The sequence below is a fragment of the Pseudolabrys sp. genome, from assembly GCF_035943735.1.
Classification (GTDB): Bacteria; Pseudomonadota; Alphaproteobacteria; order Rhizobiales; family Xanthobacteraceae; genus Pseudolabrys.
In genome coordinates, this window is record NZ_DASZBV010000027.1 from 115,470 (window position 1) to 130,032 (window position 14,563).

18 protein-coding genes are annotated in these 14,563 nt (G+C 65.2%); 10 read left to right on the top strand and 8 right to left on the bottom strand.

Annotation, left to right across the window (positions count from 1 at the left end; all coding sequences use genetic code 11):
• Nucleotides 1-11: 11 nt before the first annotated feature.
• Together VGV41_RS21035 and VGV41_RS21040 are read right to left on the bottom strand one after the other, a co-directional pair.
• On the bottom strand, nucleotides 12-866 hold the full coding sequence (locus VGV41_RS21035; RefSeq protein ID WP_326866109.1) for an IclR family transcriptional regulator: 855 nt from the start codon (nucleotides 864-866) through the stop codon (nucleotides 12-14).
• Nucleotides 867-916: 50 nt separating this feature from the next.
• The gene (locus VGV41_RS21040; protein WP_326866111.1) at nucleotides 917-2,077 is read right to left on the bottom strand and encodes an alpha/beta hydrolase family protein; all 1,161 of its coding nucleotides are present in this window, start codon (nucleotides 2,075-2,077) and stop codon (nucleotides 917-919) included.
• Nucleotides 2,078-2,602: 525 nt separating this feature from the next.
• Here VGV41_RS21040 and VGV41_RS21045 point away from each other — a divergent pair.
• The 7 genes from VGV41_RS21045 to VGV41_RS21075 all read left to right on the top strand — a co-directional run bounded on the left by VGV41_RS21045 (nucleotide 2,603) and on the right by VGV41_RS21075 (nucleotide 7,770).
• Nucleotides 2,603-3,586, top strand: coding sequence for a tripartite tricarboxylate transporter substrate binding protein (locus VGV41_RS21045; protein ID WP_326866113.1), 984 nt, complete (start codon nucleotides 2,603-2,605; stop codon nucleotides 3,584-3,586).
• A 50-nt stretch (nucleotides 3,587-3,636) separates the two neighbouring features.
• A complete protein-coding gene (locus VGV41_RS21050; RefSeq protein WP_326866115.1) occupies nucleotides 3,637-4,800 on the top strand; it encodes an alpha/beta hydrolase family protein in 1,164 nt (387 codons plus the stop codon).
• A 21-nt stretch (nucleotides 4,801-4,821) separates the two neighbouring features.
• Nucleotides 4,822-5,583: an SDR family NAD(P)-dependent oxidoreductase gene (locus VGV41_RS21055; RefSeq protein ID WP_326866116.1), complete on the top strand. Its 762-nt coding sequence runs from the start codon at nucleotides 4,822-4,824 to the stop codon at nucleotides 5,581-5,583.
• 200 nt (nucleotides 5,584-5,783) lie between these two features.
• Nucleotides 5,784-6,278, top strand: coding sequence for a GlcG/HbpS family heme-binding protein (locus VGV41_RS21060; RefSeq protein ID WP_326866118.1), 495 nt, complete (start codon nucleotides 5,784-5,786; stop codon nucleotides 6,276-6,278).
• 137 nt (nucleotides 6,279-6,415) lie between these two features.
• A complete protein-coding gene (locus tag VGV41_RS21065; RefSeq protein WP_326866119.1) occupies nucleotides 6,416-6,682 on the top strand; it encodes a hypothetical protein in 267 nt (88 codons plus the stop codon).
• Between the two features lie 87 nt (nucleotides 6,683-6,769).
• Nucleotides 6,770-7,330, top strand: a complete 561-nt coding sequence (locus VGV41_RS21070; RefSeq protein WP_326866120.1) for an HPF/RaiA family ribosome-associated protein — start codon at nucleotides 6,770-6,772, stop codon at nucleotides 7,328-7,330.
• Nucleotides 7,327-7,770: an archease gene (locus VGV41_RS21075; RefSeq protein ID WP_326866121.1), complete on the top strand. Its 444-nt coding sequence runs from the start codon at nucleotides 7,327-7,329 to the stop codon at nucleotides 7,768-7,770. Before VGV41_RS21070 ends, VGV41_RS21075 begins: the two co-directional genes overlap by 4 nt.
• Nucleotides 7,771-7,808: 38 nt before the next feature.
• On the opposite strand, the gene VGV41_RS21080 is transcribed toward VGV41_RS21075, so the two are convergent.
• Nucleotides 7,809-8,480, bottom strand: coding sequence for a phosphoribosyltransferase (locus VGV41_RS21080; RefSeq protein WP_326866122.1), 672 nt, complete (start codon nucleotides 8,478-8,480; stop codon nucleotides 7,809-7,811).
• A gap of 4 nt (nucleotides 8,481-8,484) precedes the next feature.
• Nucleotides 8,485-9,153 carry a dienelactone hydrolase family protein gene (locus VGV41_RS21085; protein WP_326866123.1) on the bottom strand — a complete coding sequence of 223 codons (669 nt, stop codon included), beginning with the start codon at nucleotides 9,151-9,153 and terminating at the stop codon, nucleotides 8,485-8,487.
• Between the two features lie 96 nt (nucleotides 9,154-9,249).
• Here VGV41_RS21085 and VGV41_RS21090 point away from each other — a divergent pair, with 96 nt between their 5' ends.
• Entirely contained in the window at nucleotides 9,250-10,374 is a 1,125-nt protein-coding gene (locus tag VGV41_RS21090; protein ID WP_326866124.1) for a hypothetical protein, read from the top strand.
• On the opposite strand, the gene VGV41_RS21095 is transcribed toward VGV41_RS21090, so the two are convergent.
• From VGV41_RS21095 to VGV41_RS21105, 3 genes are read right to left on the bottom strand one after another with little or no spacing between them, the layout of a single operon-like run.
• Nucleotides 10,289-11,254: a ribose-phosphate diphosphokinase gene (locus VGV41_RS21095; RefSeq protein ID WP_326866126.1), complete on the bottom strand. Its 966-nt coding sequence runs from the start codon at nucleotides 11,252-11,254 to the stop codon at nucleotides 10,289-10,291. The genes VGV41_RS21090 and VGV41_RS21095 overlap by 86 nt on opposite strands.
• A gap of 15 nt (nucleotides 11,255-11,269) precedes the next feature.
• Nucleotides 11,270-11,419 carry a hypothetical protein gene (locus VGV41_RS21100; protein WP_326866127.1) on the bottom strand — a complete coding sequence of 50 codons (150 nt, stop codon included), beginning with the start codon at nucleotides 11,417-11,419 and terminating at the stop codon, nucleotides 11,270-11,272.
• Complete coding sequence (locus tag VGV41_RS21105) at nucleotides 11,416-11,850, bottom strand: hypothetical protein (protein WP_326866128.1); 435 nt, start codon at nucleotides 11,848-11,850, stop codon at nucleotides 11,416-11,418. The genes VGV41_RS21100 and VGV41_RS21105 overlap by 4 nt, the downstream gene beginning before the upstream one ends.
• Here VGV41_RS21105 and VGV41_RS21110 point away from each other — a divergent pair.
• A complete protein-coding gene (locus VGV41_RS21110) occupies nucleotides 11,849-12,622 on the top strand; it encodes a YbhB/YbcL family Raf kinase inhibitor-like protein (RefSeq protein ID WP_326866130.1) in 774 nt (257 codons plus the stop codon). The two genes, VGV41_RS21105 and VGV41_RS21110, sit on opposite strands and share 2 nt — an antisense overlap.
• 87 nt (nucleotides 12,623-12,709) lie before the next feature.
• Here the strand turns inward: VGV41_RS21110 and VGV41_RS21115 are convergent, their stop codons facing one another.
• Nucleotides 12,710-13,315, bottom strand: a complete 606-nt coding sequence (locus VGV41_RS21115) for a hypothetical protein (RefSeq protein WP_326866132.1) — start codon at nucleotides 13,313-13,315, stop codon at nucleotides 12,710-12,712.
• Between the two features lie 256 nt (nucleotides 13,316-13,571).
• Here VGV41_RS21115 and VGV41_RS21120 point away from each other — a divergent pair, with 256 nt between their 5' ends.
• Entirely contained in the window at nucleotides 13,572-14,546 is a 975-nt protein-coding gene (locus tag VGV41_RS21120) for a tripartite tricarboxylate transporter substrate binding protein (protein WP_326866133.1), read from the top strand.
• Nucleotides 14,547-14,563 lie beyond the last annotated feature (17 nt).

Below are 14,563 nucleotides of genomic sequence, written 5' to 3' on the forward strand. Positions count from 1 at the left end.
TTGCTTGATTGCTAGCGGCGTTGCGTAGTCAGCTCGTTGGCCGTGGCCCCGCCGAGCGCGGCCGGAGGCGCATTCTCGTGCGGGCCGGTATAGCCTAGCGCCCGCGACAAGTCCTGCGCGACCTGCCGCAGCACGATACTCTTATCGGCAAGATCGTTGAGCGAAAGGCGCCAGATGGCCGTCGACATGCCGAGCGCGCCGACGATGCGGCCGGTGAAGTTGCGCACGTGCACGGCGACGCAGCGCAGCTCGGGATGGAATTCGCCGTCGTCATAAGCGATCTCGGTGCGTCGCACCTTCTCGATCTCCTCGAGCAGCTTCTGCGGGTCGGTGATGGTGCGCGGCGTGATGGCGCGCAGCTCGAGCTTGCTCACCAGCGCTTCAAGGTTCTTCTGTGGCATTGCGGCGAGCAGCGCCTTGCCGATGGCGGTAGCGTGCGGCGGCCGCGTCGTCCCCGTGCGCTCGGCGAAATGGAAGGCGGTATTGCCATAGCTGCGGGCGACGACGACGATCTCTTCGCCGGAGCGCAGCGCCAAATGGCTGGTCTCGCCGGTGCGCATGGCGAGCTCATCAATGAACGGCTCGGCGAGCTTGGCGATCTCGACCTCGTCGGACGCGGTCGCCGCCAGGTTGAAGATTTGCGAGCCGACCCGGTAAAGCTTAGTCGTCTCGTCCTGCCGCACGTAGCCGAGGTTCGCCAAGGTCTTGAGCAGGTGAAAGGCGGTGCTGGTGTGCAGGTCGAGCGTGCGGCTGAGCTGCGCCAGCCCGATGCCGTCGCGGTTGCGCGCGATCTCGCGCAGCAGCGCCGAGGCGCGGACCAGCGACTGGATCTCGGCGCCTTTCTTCGCATGACCGCGGTCGCTCATGGCTTACCCGTTACGCTCGCACATTGGTCGTAGGCGATCGAAGCGGCCTCTCACATGTTGTCGCCGAGCCAGTCGGCGGCGAAGTCGATACCGATCTGACGATTGTCGACATGCGCATGCTCGGCGCCGCCTTCCTCGGTGGTGAAGATCTTGATGGTCTTGTTCTTGGAGCCGACCGCGTCATAGAGCTTCTGCGCGTTTTCGACCGGCACGACACGGTCATTGCCGGCATGCGTCACCAGGAACGGGCAGGTGATGTTCCTGGCCACGTCCTTGAGCGAGAACTTCTTGGCGATCTCGATGCCTTCGTCCTCGTCCTTGGCGCCGGCGACCCAGCGCCACTGGAAGTTCGATTGAGCCACCGACCCGGGTGCGTTGCGGTTGGCATCCTTGATCTTCTGCTGCCAGGCGGCGAGATCCCAATGAAGCGCCGACAGCGCGATGCAGGCAGCATAGCGTTTCTCGAAGGCCGCGATGCGCGAGGAGTAATAGCCGCCGAAGCTGTAGCCCATGATGGCGACGCGCTTGCCGTCGACCTCGGGCCGCGTCAGCAAAAAATCGAGCGCCGCGGCGCCCGGTACCTCGTAGTCGTAGCGGCTCGGCATGTCGCGCATGCGCCGCATCTCGCCCATGCCGGGCCCGTCGAGGCAGAGCGTGTTGTAGCCGCGTCGCGCGAATTCGAGGCCGCAAAAGAAGATGCTCATCTCCTTTGCGTTGTCCATGCCGTTGACCACCACCACGGTGGGCTTGGCGCCGTCGCCGGGCGCCTTCATGAACAAGGCCGGTAGCGTCGTGCCCTCATAGGGTACCTCGATGAATTCGACGTTCGGCTGGCGTAGCCTGATGCCCTGATGCCAGACCTTGTAGGCATGCCCGCACTGCGCCTTCTTCTCCGGACCGGGCACGATGAAGCGCTCGGCGTTGTAGTGATAGATGCCCGCGCGCAGGTAATAGTCTCCGGCGGTGATCTTGTGATTCTTGGCGAGCGCTGCGTCGCCGCGTTTCTCGATCTGGTCGCCGAGCGCGCGCCATTCCTCGAACCAGGCCTTGCCGCGGTCCGCCTCGTTCCAGCGCGGGCGTAGCCTCTCGCAGCAGCGGTCGATTTCCTCGATCGAAACTACACCGTACGGAGCCATGCCCTTGAGGATCAGGGTTGCGTTCGACCAGAGAAAATTGTCGCCGAAGTGATCGATCCAGGGGCCGCGGGTCATCGAATGGTCCTTTGCACGGAAGCGGCGAGGTGCAGATGCCGTCTCATCGACGGTCCGCGTCCGCGCCAGAGTTTCCGACATTGTCGAATAGCTCTGTACGGTTTTCGTAGAGATTGATCCGGACTTCGATAGGCTCTTTGCTCAATCGCCGTCAAGCAGGGGTCTTTGCAATGTCTAGTCCTTTTTGTTTTGATCCGTTGAAATTGCGCGTCCGATTGCAGTTCTGCAATTGTCACATTCCAGAATGAGTGTTAGCAATATGAGAAGAGCTTTGCTGATGCGGCCAGCGGTGCTGGCCGCCCCACAGCGTCTGTTGTCGTTTCCGTGCCGCGCTCGCAGTGACGCGATGCGCGGACTGGCGCAACATTCGCCGCGACGCAAACGAGCTTTCCCTCCGAGGTTCAACGAGGGGCACAGATGAGAACGCACTGATCGGATGAATGCAGCAACGCCGGCAGCGCCGCCGGCGCGCGTCATCTCATCCGGTCTTCATAACAGGCGCCAATGCAAGGGGAGGAAACGAACATGCGAAAGCTGCTGTCGGTCTTGTCTGTCTGCATCGCGTTCGGTGCAGGCATAGTCTCGAGTGCGCAGGCTGAGGACAGTTTCCCATCGCGGGCAATCCGCCTCGTCGTCGGCTTCGGGCCGGGCGGCGCAACTGACACCTTCGCCCGCATCTTCTCGGTAGCCCTGGGCAAGACGCTCAACGAGACAGTGATCGTTGAAAACGTCTCCGGCGCGAGCGGCTACATCGGCTGGACCAAGGTCGCGAGCTCGGCACCGGACGGGTATACGCTGATGATGGCCGAGAACGCGCTGGTCATCCGACCCGGTTTCAAGGACATCGAGCCGCAGTTCGATCCACTCACGCAGTTCACGCCGATTGCGTTCGCCGCCACCTCGCCGCTCGCCATTTGCGTCGCCAATACGATAAAGGCCGACAGCATGAAGCAGTTGATTGCGCTGTCGAAGGCGTCCTCGAAGAAACTCACCTTCGCGTCGGCGGGCGTGACGTCGGTGTCGCAACTGGTCTGGGACGTGGTGCGCGAAGGCGCCGGCATTCAGACGATGGATATTCCCTATCGTGGCGGCGGCCCTGCCATGGCCGATCTGATCGCCGGTCACGTCGACATGACGCTGCCTTCGAGCCAGGTGGCGAAGCCTTTGATCGCCGACAAGCGCATCAAGTGCCTGGCGGTGACCGGCAAGGACCGCTCGCCGGCGCTGCCTCAGGTGCCGACGGTTGACCAAGCCGGCATCAAGCACGCCGACGTCGATCTGCGCTTCTGGTTCTCGATGTTTGGGCCGAAGGGCATGCCGGATGCCGTAACGGCGAAGCTGCAGAAGGCGGTCCAGGACGCGTTGAAGGATCCCGAACTTGTGGCGCGCCTCAAGGCGCTCGACATCACGCCGGAATATGCCGGCGGTGCCGAGTTGAAGGCGCGCGTCGCCAACGATATCAAGAACTGGACGGCGTTCATCCAATCGGCGGGCCTGAAGGGGCGGTAACGCCGCCCCCTTTTTCCCGCGCGCCGTCCGGTGTCTTCCAGGAGGAAAGCTTGAACGATCGAAGCCGTCGCGCGCAGAAATGGGTCAACGAGGAATTCTACAAGGTCCTCGACGTCTTCGGCTTCCGGTCGGTGATGTTCGTCGAGTGGGGCTTCCGCCCCGCCGACGTGCGACGCACGACCGAGCGCATCAAGCATCCGCTGGCCGTGGTGAAGCAGTGGGTGCGCACGGCCGAGCAGGAGCAAAAGCTCGCCGAGGAGGCTGAAGTCAAAGGTCATCGCGAGAGCGCCGCGGAGTTCTATTACCGCGCGGCGCTCTATTACGGCCCGGCCTGCGGCGTGCTCCACGCGAACACGCCACGCAAGCTGGAGCTCTACAAACGCCTCGTCGCCTGTTACACGCGCTTCACCGAGCTGTTCGAGGAAGCGAGCGTCCGCCGCGTCGAGATTCCGTTCGAGAACGGCAAGACCATTCCCGGCATCCTGCAGACCGTTCCCGGGGCGAAGAAGTCGCCCTGCGTGCTGGTCATCCCCGGCATGGACACGATCAAGGAGTACATGCCGAGCCCCTACCACAATCACTTCCGCCGCCGCGGCATGGCGACGCTCACTATTGACGGACCGGGGCAGGGCGAGAGCAACACGCGCGAAACCTGGGTGACGCTCGACAATTTCGAGCGCGCCGGCAAGGCGGCCATCGATTTCATCGAGACCTTCCCGGAGCTCGACGCCGGAAAAGTCGGTGTCTATGGCTGGAGCATGGGCAGCTATTGGGGGCCGCGCGTCGCCGCATTCGATCCGCGCGTGAAGGCGCTGGTCGGCGCTATGGGTGTGTTCCTGCAGAAAGACACGATTTTCAAGCACTCGAAGCCCGCCTACCGCGCCAACTACATGTATATGTCGAACATCCACGACGAGGACGCCTTCGACGCCATGGCGGCGCAGATGACGCTTGAGCCCGTGGCGCCGAAAATCAAGTGCCCGACGCTTCTGGCGATGGGTGAGTTCGACGAGCTTTGCCCGCTCGAGGACGGCGAGCGCATCTTCGACATGCTCAAGTGCCCGAAGGAACTGTGGGTCTACGAAGACGAGACGCACACCTTCGGCGGCCGCCTGCCGGACTTCTATCTGCACGTCGCGGACTGGATGCGTGACGCGCTCGAGGGCAAGATCTCTGCCGGCCACGCCAAGCGCGTCGATCAGTTGGCGCGATAATTTGATTTACAGGATGGCGTCATGAATCTCGGCCTCGACGGCAAAGTCGCAATCATTACCGGCGGTAGCCGCGGCATCGGCTATGCCTGCGCGGCGGAGCTGCTCGCGGAGGGAGCCAAAGTCGTCATCGTGAGCAAGGACGCGAACCGCAATGCTGCAGCGCGCGAGGCGTTGGCGAAAGCCGCCGGCGAGCGCGTGCGCGGCATCGCCTCCGATCTGCGCGACAATGCGGCAGTCGATGCCGCGGTCGCACTGGCGCGTGACGCGTTTGGCACGGTCGACATTCTGATAAATGCCGCGGCAGATATCATCGACGGCGATTTCTTTGCAATGTCCGACGACGACTTCGCCGGTCTGTTCGAGAACAAGCTCAACGGCACCGCGCGGCTCGTGCGCCGCGTTGTGCCCATGATGCGCGAGCGCCGGTGGGGCCGCATCATCAACTTCTCCGGCGGCGCCGCGCGCACGCCGCGTCTCGCCCGCATCGGCGTCAGCATGAACAACGCCGCAGTGCTTACGCTGACGAAAGCGCTCGCCAACGACCTGGCCAAGGACAACATCCTGGTGAACGCCATCCTGCCGCAAGGCATCGCCTCGGAGCGACTGGTGCAGGACGTGACGCCCGCCGCCGGCAAGACGGCGCGGCAGGTCAGCAATCCGCTCGGCCGCATCGGCAGCTCGCAGGAGATCAGCGGGCTCGTCGCCTTTCTCGCCTCGGAGCGGGCGAGTTTCATCACCGGCGCCGCCTTTACGGTCGACGGCGGCGTGTTTCCTTCAATCTGAGACGATCGACATGTGCGAAGAGTGCGAGAGCCTGGAGACGCCGCAGGTGAGCTATGCGGAGAAGCGCAAGCTCATCCGTGCGACATGGCGGCCACCGGGCCGCGCAGGCCGCGCTTTCGCGGCGGAGGCGATTGCGGCCGGGCCCGCAGCCTCCGAGCGACAGCAGACAATCGCGCCGAAGAGGCAGTGAGGAGCCGGATATGCGTGCGCTCACGATGGATCAGGCACTGGCCACTATCCTCAACACCTTCAAACACGCTGAGGCGATGAAGTCGCACGCGCTCGCGGCCTGCGTGCTCGACGCGGGCGGCCGCGTGAAGGCCTTTCTCAAGCAGGATGGCGCCTCGCTGATGCGCTTCGAGGTCGCGCGCGGCAAGGCCTTCGCCGCGCTGGCCATGAACCGCTCCTCGCGCCTGGTACTGCAGAAGGCGCGCGAGAAGCCGCTGTTCATGGACACTTTGCGCGCGATGGCGGACAGCCCGCTGTTTCTCGAAGCCGGCGGACAATTGATCCGCGCCGACGACGGCGAGATCGTCGGCGCCATCGGCGTCACCGGCGACGTCAACGAGGTCGACGATCTCTGCGCCATCGCCGGCATCCGCGCCGTCGGGCTCAAGAGCGACGAGGACTTCAGCGAGGCCGATTGCCGCCGCCTGAACATCAAGCGCGGACCGCCGATCACGGATCCGCGCTGAGGCCGGTGCGTGAAACACGCGCCGGGTGCGGATATTCCAACACCGTAAGTTGATCGTCGCGGCCATGGCGTCGGCATTGTATCGCCGTGCCGTTCGGCTAATGCGAACGACGGCAATGAATGCCATGGAGGTTTGCCATGTCGTCGCGTCCGTCGAAGCTGCTCGGTCTGGCTCTGGTGGCCGCCATCGTGTCGGTTGCGCCGGTCGATGCCAAGGCGCGCAAGCACAAGAAGGTCGTACATCCGCCGGTGGCCGCTCAGGTCCGGTCCGGCGCCTGGGGCGCCAATGTGTTTCCCACCGGGCCGCTCTACTTCGGCAACACCTATCTCGGCGACGACCCCGATCCCAACATCCGCTTCCAGCTCTGGCGCGATCTCGGCGCCCGCTTCGGCGGCGAGGACTGAAGCAGCCGGCAGGCGGGCTTGAGGCAGATCAATGCAGCGGGCGTTCGGTGGGGAAAGGTGGATCACCTCTTCGCAACGGGTGACATCATGCAAACGCCGGTCGAGATCGATTTTCAGGGCATGGACGCCGATGCGGGCGTCCGCGGCATCATTGCCAGGCACGTCGATGAGCTCGAGGAGCGCTTCGGCCGCATCACCGCCGCGCGCGTCGTGCTGAAGGCGCCGGGCGGCCATCACCGCATCGGCAATTACGAGATCAATATCCACCTGGCGCTGCCGGACGGCCACGAGGTGATTGCCGGCCGCACGCCGGACGCCGACGACCGGCAGACTGATCTGTCCTTCGCCATCAGCGACGCCTTCAAGCATGCGCGCCGGCAATTGCAGGACGATGTGCGCCGCATGCAGGGGCAGGTGAAACATCATGAGGCGGAGCCGACGGCGCGTGTCGCGCGCATTGATCCGTCGGGCGAGTTCGGCTTCCTCGAGACCGGGGACGGCCGTGAAATCTATTTCCACCGCAACAGCGTGCTCGGCGGCAAGCCTTTAGAGGCGGGCGCCCGTGTCACCTTCGCCGAGGAGGCCGGCGAGAAGGGGCCGCAGGCGAGCACGGTGAAGCTGGTCGGCAAGCACGCGCTACGCTCGTGAGCGCCTCTGCCGTCAGCGCGCCGCATCGCGCCGGCTGGGAGCATTTCCAGCTCGCGGCCGACGTGGGCGTGCGCGGCTATGGCCGGACCGTGGAGGAAGCCTTCGAGCAGGGCGCGCGGGCGCTGACCGCCATCGTCACCGCAGCAAAGATCGCCGAGTGCGAGACGGTGCAGGTGAAATGCCAGGCGCCGGACCTCGACCTCCTGTTCGCCGAATGGCTCAACCTAATCATCTACGAAATGAGCGTGCGCAAGATGCTGTTTGCGCGCTTTGCCGTGCGCATCCGTGGCAACCATCTGACCGGCACGATGTGGGGCGAGCCGATCGACGTCGCGCGCCACGCGCCGGCCTGCGAGCCGAAAGCCGCGACCTATACGGCGGTCAAGGTGGCACAGGATGCCACGGGCACCTGGTCGGCGGCCTGTATCGTCGACGTGTAAGCAGAGGGCCCGAGCGTCCCGGACGCAGAGCCTGCTTCTCAGGCTTGGGTGGTCGCGGATGGGTCCCGTTTGACCGGATGCTGCGCCAGCAGCGCGGTAACGGTGGCGTCGGCGACCTGCGTAAAATCGGCATAGAACAGGCCGATCGCGCCGAAATCCTCGTGGTCCTCGAGGCAGACGATGTCGTCGGCTTCGCCTTTCAACTCGGCCAAAGTCGAGGTCGGCGCCACCGGTACCGCCAGTATCAGTCGCCGCGGCTTGCGCGCGCGGATCGCGCGCAGCGCGGCGCGCGTTGTGGCGCCGGTGGCGACGCCATCATCGACGACGATCACGGTACGGTCCTTCATCTGGGAACGCGGCCGGTCGCCGAGATAGAGCTTGCGGCGCCGTTCGATCTCGGCGAGCTCGCGGTCGCGGATGGCGGCGAAATCAGCCTCGCTGATGCCGGCGAGCCTGATGATGCTCTCGTTGCGCACGACGGTCGGTGTCGCGCCGTCGACGACGGCGCCGGCAGCGAGCTCCGGCTGATAGGGCGTGCCGATCTTGCGCACGAGCACGAGGTCGAGCGGCGCGTCGAGCGCGCTGGCGATCTCGGCGGCCACCGGCACGCCGCCGCGCGGCAGTGCCAGCACCACGGGCTTGTCGGTCTTGTAACGGGCGAGCGCCTTGGCAAGCTGACGTCCGGCCTCGCTGCGATCGCTGAAGGGCATGGCGCTATCCCTTTGTTCCGCGCGGTCTGAGATGATCGGCGAACCAGTCGCCGGCGAGTGCGATGACTCGTTCCAGCGTGCCTGGTTCGGGAAACAGATGCGTGGCGCCGGGCACGATCTCCAACGCCTTGATGCACTGTAAACGCGCCAAGGCCCGCTCATTGAGTTCGATGACGTCATCGTCGAGGCCACCGACAATCAGCAGAGTAGGTGCGCCGACGCGGTCCAGCGCATTCGCGGCAAGGTCTGGCCGGCCGCCGCGCGACACGACTGCGCCCACGCGATCGCCGAGCGCCGCCGCCGCAACGAGCGCCGCCGCGGCGCCGGTGCTGGCCCCGAATAGGCCTACGGGGATGTCGGCGAGTTCAGGTTGCCAGTCGACCCAGTGCACCGCTTCGATGAGGCGTTCGGCGAGCAACGGAATGGCGAAGACGTTGGCGCGGTCGCGCTCTTCCTCGTGCGTGAGCAGGTCGAACAGCAGCGTGGCCATGCCGCGCGCGTTCAGGGCGCGCGCGACGGCGCGGTTGCGCGGGCTCAGCCGGCTCGAGCCACTGCCATGCGCGAACGCGATCAACGCGTAGGCGTTCTCCGGAGTGGTGAGATCGCCGGGCAGGGCAATCCGGCCGACCGCGATCTGTCGCGCCGCCGCCTTCAGGACAACATCGTTCGCCATGGCAACACTATGGCCGCGCGGGGCATGTGTGCCTTTGACAAGAATCAAGCAAGCCGATGCCGGGCTTCGCTATTCTTGCATCGCATGGAGCAGGCCGTGGCGACGACATTGATAAATCGCGACCGTGCCGCGCCCACGCTCGCCGACAAAGTCGCTCTTCTTGGCCGTCCCGATACTTACCGGCCCGCGCCGGCGGCCGTGATCGCCCGCGAGACGCATATGTCGTGGGTGTTTCTCGTCGGCGACAACGTCTTCAAGCTGAAGAAGCCGGTACGGTTCCCCTATCTCGATTTCTCGTCGCTGGTGCGGCGCGAAGTGGCCTGCCGCGCCGAGGTCAGGCTCAACCGGCGGCTCGCGCCGGACATCTATCTCGGCGTCGTGCCGCTCACCCAAGCCGCACGGGGCCTCGCGCTCGGCGGCGACGGAGCGCCAATCGATTGGCTGGTGCATATGAAGCGGCTCGATGAGCGCTTCATGCTCGACCGGCTGATCGCGGAGCGCCGCCTCGGGCCCAGGGACATCGATCGCCTTGCCGATATGCTGGCGGATTTCTACCGCTCGGCGCAGCCGACGATGCTGCCGCAGGCGGTGCAACTCACCGAGATCAGACGCACGCTCGCCTATAACCGCAGCGTGCTGCTCGATCCGCGCTTTACGCTGCCGGCTGGGCTGGTCCGGCGCATCGACGCGGTGCAACGCCGCTTCATTGCGCAATGCGGCGGACTCATCACAGCGCGCTTCCGGCACCGCCGCATCGTCGATGGCCACGGCGACCTGCGTCCCGAGCATATCTGGCTCGGCGAGCGCATTCGCATCATCGACTGCCTCGAGTTCAACGACCGCCTGCGCGTGGTCGATCCGTTCGACGAAATCGCCTATCTGGCGCTCGAATGCGAGCGGCTCGGCGCGGCGTGGGCCGGCGCGCGGCTACGCCGCCGCATGACGCGGTTGCTGCGCGATGGCCCGACCGACGCACTGTTTATCTTTTATCACGGCTACCGCGCGATGCTGCGCGCGCGTCTTGCCATCGCGCATCTTTACGAGCCGACACCGCGCACACCGCAGAAATGGGCGCCCCTCGCGCGCGCTTATCTGGTGTTGGCGGCGGGGAGCGCGCGCAGGCTCGAAGCCTGGCTCAGAACACCAGCAAGTCGGTCAGGTTGCGGTTCTCGTGCAGCCGGCGGATCGCCCCGGCCAAAAGCGGCGCGCAGGGCAAGGTGACAAGCTTTGCCGACGGCCCCTTGAGCCGGAATGGTGGCACCGCGTCTGTGACGATCACCCGGTCGATCGCCGGATCGGCGAGCACGGCCTCCGCGCCGGGCATGAAAAGGCCGTGCGTGATCAGCGCCAGCACGCGCTTGGCGCCTGCTGCGCGCGCCGATTTCGCCGCGCGCAAGAGCGTGCCGCCGGTGCTGACGAGATCGTCGACAATCAGCGCGGTGCGGCCCGCGACGTCGCCGACGAACAGGTCGCCTGACACGATTCCAGAACTGCGATGCTTTTCGGCAAGTCCCTTGCCGACCGGCTGGCCGAGGGCCGGTTCCAGCACCTCACGCAGCAGTTCGGCGCGCTTCATGCCGCCGGCGTCGGGCGAGACGACAGCGAGCGGTTCACCGGCCAATTGCATCTTGATGTAATCGACGAACAGCGGCGTCGCGGTCAGCGCCACGGTGCGGCAGCGGAACGCGTTCTCGAACGCCGCCGGATTATGCACCTCCAGTGTGACGACGCAGTCGGCGCCGACGCTCTCCATCATCTGCGCCACGTAGCGCGTCGTGACGGGATCGTTCGGTTTGGTACGCCGATCCTTGCGCGCATAAGCGAGATAGGGGACGACCGCGGCGACGCGCGCGGCGCCGGCGTCCTTCAGCGCGCCGATGAAGAATATCAGCCGCACGAGCTTGTCATTGGCGCTCTCGTCCAGGCCGCCATGGGTGCCCTGCACCACATAAACGTCATTGCCGGCGACGTCGTCGAGCGGCCGCACCTTGTGCTCGCCGTCCTCGAAGCCGCGTTCCTCGTGCGCGGCGAGCGGAACGTTCAACGCCGCCGCCACCGCGCGGCCAAGGTCGGCCGTGGCGGTGAGCGCGAACAGCTGCATGCGAGGAGTCATGGCTCAATGCCGCTTGAAATACTGGATCTCGCGTTCGTGTTTTTCGGCGGCCTTGCGCGTGTGAAAGGTGCCGAGATTGCGGCGCTTGCCGGTCTTCGGGTTCTTCTTGCGCGAATAGAGGCGATAGCCGCCGGACGCGAGCTTGCGGATCATGGCGCTGCCGTCCTGCGCTTGCGCACGGCGGCCCGCGCCTTCTTGATGTTGGCAGCTTGCGCCTTGCGCATCGCCGGCGTCGGCTTCTCGGATTCAGGAATGTCGCGCCGCGGCTTGGCACGAAAGCGGTCGCCATCAACCAGCACCGGCTCCGAGCCGAGGCTCTTGAACAGCTTCCTGGCTTCGGCGCTGTCGGCGATCAAGTGTCCGTCCTCCACGTGCGCATGCGTCTTCTCGACCAGCCATTTGACGGTGTCCCATGAGCCTGAGGCCCGCAGGCCGGCGACCCGCTCGACCCCGTCGGGCTCGCCTACGTCCTGAACGCGGAAGGCGACGAACTGGTTCGAAGGCCTGAGTTCGATATGGAAAAAGCGGCCGCCGCCGCGGCTGCCGGGCTTGGCGCGCTTATGCGTAGATAAGGTATGGGGCATGGCAAATCTCCAGAAGCCAGAGAATGCGCCGCTCCGCGCGACGGCCCTTGACCCGGATCAATTCTGTTTGCGGCCTCGGCTCGGGCCTCCAGACCGAGGTACCTTGCGGATCGGTCTGGTTTGCGATGTCATCCGCTTCCGCAGGGCGCATGAAGCAACGACGTCCCGCGACAAACGGGGAGAAAACCAGATGACCAAGAATTGCTATCTGCGCGCACTCGGCATGGCGTTCGGGATTGCCGGCCTGGCGCTGGCCGGCGGACAGCCGGCACAGGCCGCGGAGCCATTCACGATTTCATCGTCCGCGTTCAAGGACGGCGGCATGTTGCAGGTCAAGAACGCAGGCAACATCAAGAAAAACCCGAACTGTGTCGGCGACAACGTCTCGCCGCCGCTGGCCTGGAAGAACGCGCCCGAGGGCACCAAGAGCTACGCCATCACCATGCGCGATCTGGCCGGGCGGGGCGGGCTCGGCGTCGATCACTGGGTGATCTACGGTATCCCCGCCTCGGTTACTGGCTTTGCCGAAGGCGAAGCCAGTAAGCCTTCTGATAAATTCGTCGGTGGACAAAACCTGCCGAAGACGGGCCTCTATTTTGGCCCGTGCGCGCCGCCGAATACGACCTATCACCACTACGTCATCACGCTCATCGCCACCGATCTCGATCCGAAGGCGCTGAAGCCCGGGCTGACGATCCCTGAATTGCTGAACGCGCTGAAGGGTCACGACAAGGGGGCGACCGAGATCGTCGCTCTGTTCAAGCACCCCTGAGGCCGCCGTCGTATATGCAAGGCGCGCGGCCGGAACCGTGCGCTTTGCCGGCGCGACGCATTCAAATGCAATGATGACGAAGCGGCTTCAGTCCTGCAGGAAGGCGGGAAAGTGGCCGTGCTCGTTGGCCCAGCTCTTCAACGAGGCGCGCGTGACCTGCGTCTGGTAGTGCGGGTTCTTCCGCTCCCAGTCGACGGCGTCCTTCGGCGCGCCCGGCTTGAGCACGATCGGCAACTCCTCGCGCGTGATGGCGTCGAGGAGCGCGCGGCCCCAGGCGATCGTCTCCTGCGTCGCCGCCGCGCCCGGCTCGATGCTGCACCACAAACGCGAGGCGTCGGACACGGTCAGCGTCTCGACCAGCTTCCAGGCCTCCGACGTGCCGGGAGAGGTGGTCTCGGCGGCGACGGAGACGGGCGCGGCCTGCGCTGTCGGCGTGGCGGTGGCCGCATAGAGGGCCAGCGTGCTCGCCACCATGCCGTAGAGCAGCATCACCGTCATCGGCATGCTGTCGCCGGACCAGATCGCCCACGCGGCTGCGCCGAGCGCGACAACGATACCGGTTCCGAGGGCGGCGTTGCGGACGCTGCGGGCGTTGAGGCCCTCCGACGCGTGCACTGCAACAGCGACAGCTTCATCGGCGGCGAGCGGCTCGTCTACATCGAGAGCCGCTCCATGATTGGGAAGGTCGACCATAAGCCTTCAGCGCACCACGGATTCCATTGCAGGCGACACGAATTCCATCCGACTCCGCGATTAGCACAGGCAGTGCAGGCGGTCTTCCGCCACCGGCAGCAACTCCCACCTTTTTTCGCGTCGTCCGGTGCGGTGGTAGCGATGACGTCTCTGTCCACAGCAACCGGCTGCGATGTGGCTGCAATGACCAGACGGGTTTACTCCCGCGTGCGGTCCGCAGAGAATGCCGCGCCATTTCTGTATTCGAGAGGATCACATGCTTAATCGTTTGTCGCGCTCGGCTTTCGCTTTTCTAGCGCTGGTCGGCATTTCTGTGGCGGCAGCGCCGGCCTATGCGGAGTGGCCGGAGCGCACCATCACGATGATCGTGCCGTTCGCCGCCGGCGGGCCCGGCGACGTCACCGGCCGTCTGCTCGCAAAGGCCTTGGCCGAGAAGCTCAAGACTAACGTCATCGTCGAGAACCGTGTCGGCGCCGTCGGCAATATCGGCATCACTGCCGCGTCGCGCGCCCAGCCCGACGGCTACACGCTGTTGGAAACGTCCAACGTGATCGTCATCAATCCGAGCATCAAGCCGGTTTCCTACGATCCGTTGAAGAGCTTCGCGCCGATCGCCTATATCGGCGCCTCGCCCAATGCGATCGTCACGCGGCCGGGCTCGGGCATCACCAGCGTCGCCGATCTGATCGCCAAGGCGAAGGCCAATCCCGGCAAGCTCACTTATGGCACGACCGGCGTCGGCAGTGTGTCCGACCTGGCGGTCGAACTTCTCAAGGTGCGTGCGAATATCACCATGACGCACGTGCCTTATTCCGGCGCCGCGCCGGCGCTGCAGGCCGCCGCCGCCGGCACCACCGATATCGCCTCCGTCAGCATCGGCGGCGTGGTCGGCCAGATCAAATCCGGCTTGGTGAAGGCGCTGGTGCAGACCGGCAGCGAACGCTGGCCGGATCTGCCCGACGTGCCGACCATGAAGGAAGCCGGCATTCCCAACGCCGTGGTTGAGACGTGGCAGATGCTGCTCGCACCTGCCGGCACGCCGCAACCGGTCATCAAGAAGCTCGCCGATGCCGTCCAGGCGATCATGCAGGACCCGGACATCAAGGAGAAGATGATGAAGGCCGGCTCCCGCGCGGGCTATGCGGGTCCCGAGCAATTGCATGCCCGCCTGCAGCAGGAAGTGCCGATGTGGAAGGAAATTGTCGAGCGCGCCGGGCTCGTTAAGCACTGAGATTGCTGCGACGCAAA

Excerpts from the sequence above, each read along its gene's own strand:
- VGV41_RS21070 (WP_326866120.1), top strand. The coding sequence starts at position 6,770 with ATGCAAACGCCGGTCGAGATCGATTTTCAGGGCATGGACGCCGATGCG.
- VGV41_RS21045 (WP_326866113.1), top strand. The coding sequence starts at position 2,603 with ATGCGAAAGCTGCTGTCGGTCTTGTCTGTCTGCATCGCGTTCGGTGCA.
- VGV41_RS21040 (WP_326866111.1), bottom strand. The coding sequence starts at position 2,077 with ATGACCCGCGGCCCCTGGATCGATCACTTCGGCGACAATTTTCTCTGG.
- VGV41_RS21095 (WP_326866126.1), bottom strand. The coding sequence starts at position 11,254 with ATGCAGCTGTTCGCGCTCACCGCCACGGCCGACCTTGGCCGCGCGGTG.
- VGV41_RS21055 (WP_326866116.1), top strand. The coding sequence starts at position 4,822 with ATGAATCTCGGCCTCGACGGCAAAGTCGCAATCATTACCGGCGGTAGC.
- VGV41_RS21120 (WP_326866133.1), top strand. The coding sequence starts at position 13,572 with ATGCTTAATCGTTTGTCGCGCTCGGCTTTCGCTTTTCTAGCGCTGGTC.
- VGV41_RS21085 (WP_326866123.1), bottom strand. The coding sequence starts at position 9,153 with ATGGCGAACGATGTTGTCCTGAAGGCGGCGGCGCGACAGATCGCGGTC.
- VGV41_RS21060 (WP_326866118.1), top strand. The coding sequence starts at position 5,784 with ATGCGTGCGCTCACGATGGATCAGGCACTGGCCACTATCCTCAACACC.
- VGV41_RS21035 (WP_326866109.1), bottom strand. The coding sequence starts at position 866 with ATGAGCGACCGCGGTCATGCGAAGAAAGGCGCCGAGATCCAGTCGCTG.
- VGV41_RS21110 (WP_326866130.1), top strand. The coding sequence starts at position 11,849 with ATGGCAAATCTCCAGAAGCCAGAGAATGCGCCGCTCCGCGCGACGGCC.
- VGV41_RS21105 (WP_326866128.1), bottom strand. The coding sequence starts at position 11,850 with ATGCCCCATACCTTATCTACGCATAAGCGCGCCAAGCCCGGCAGCCGC.
- VGV41_RS21100 (WP_326866127.1), bottom strand. The coding sequence starts at position 11,419 with ATGATCCGCAAGCTCGCGTCCGGCGGCTATCGCCTCTATTCGCGCAAG.
- VGV41_RS21065 (WP_326866119.1), top strand. The coding sequence starts at position 6,416 with ATGTCGTCGCGTCCGTCGAAGCTGCTCGGTCTGGCTCTGGTGGCCGCC.
- VGV41_RS21080 (WP_326866122.1), bottom strand. The coding sequence starts at position 8,480 with ATGCCCTTCAGCGATCGCAGCGAGGCCGGACGTCAGCTTGCCAAGGCG.
- VGV41_RS21115 (WP_326866132.1), bottom strand. The coding sequence starts at position 13,315 with ATGGTCGACCTTCCCAATCATGGAGCGGCTCTCGATGTAGACGAGCCG.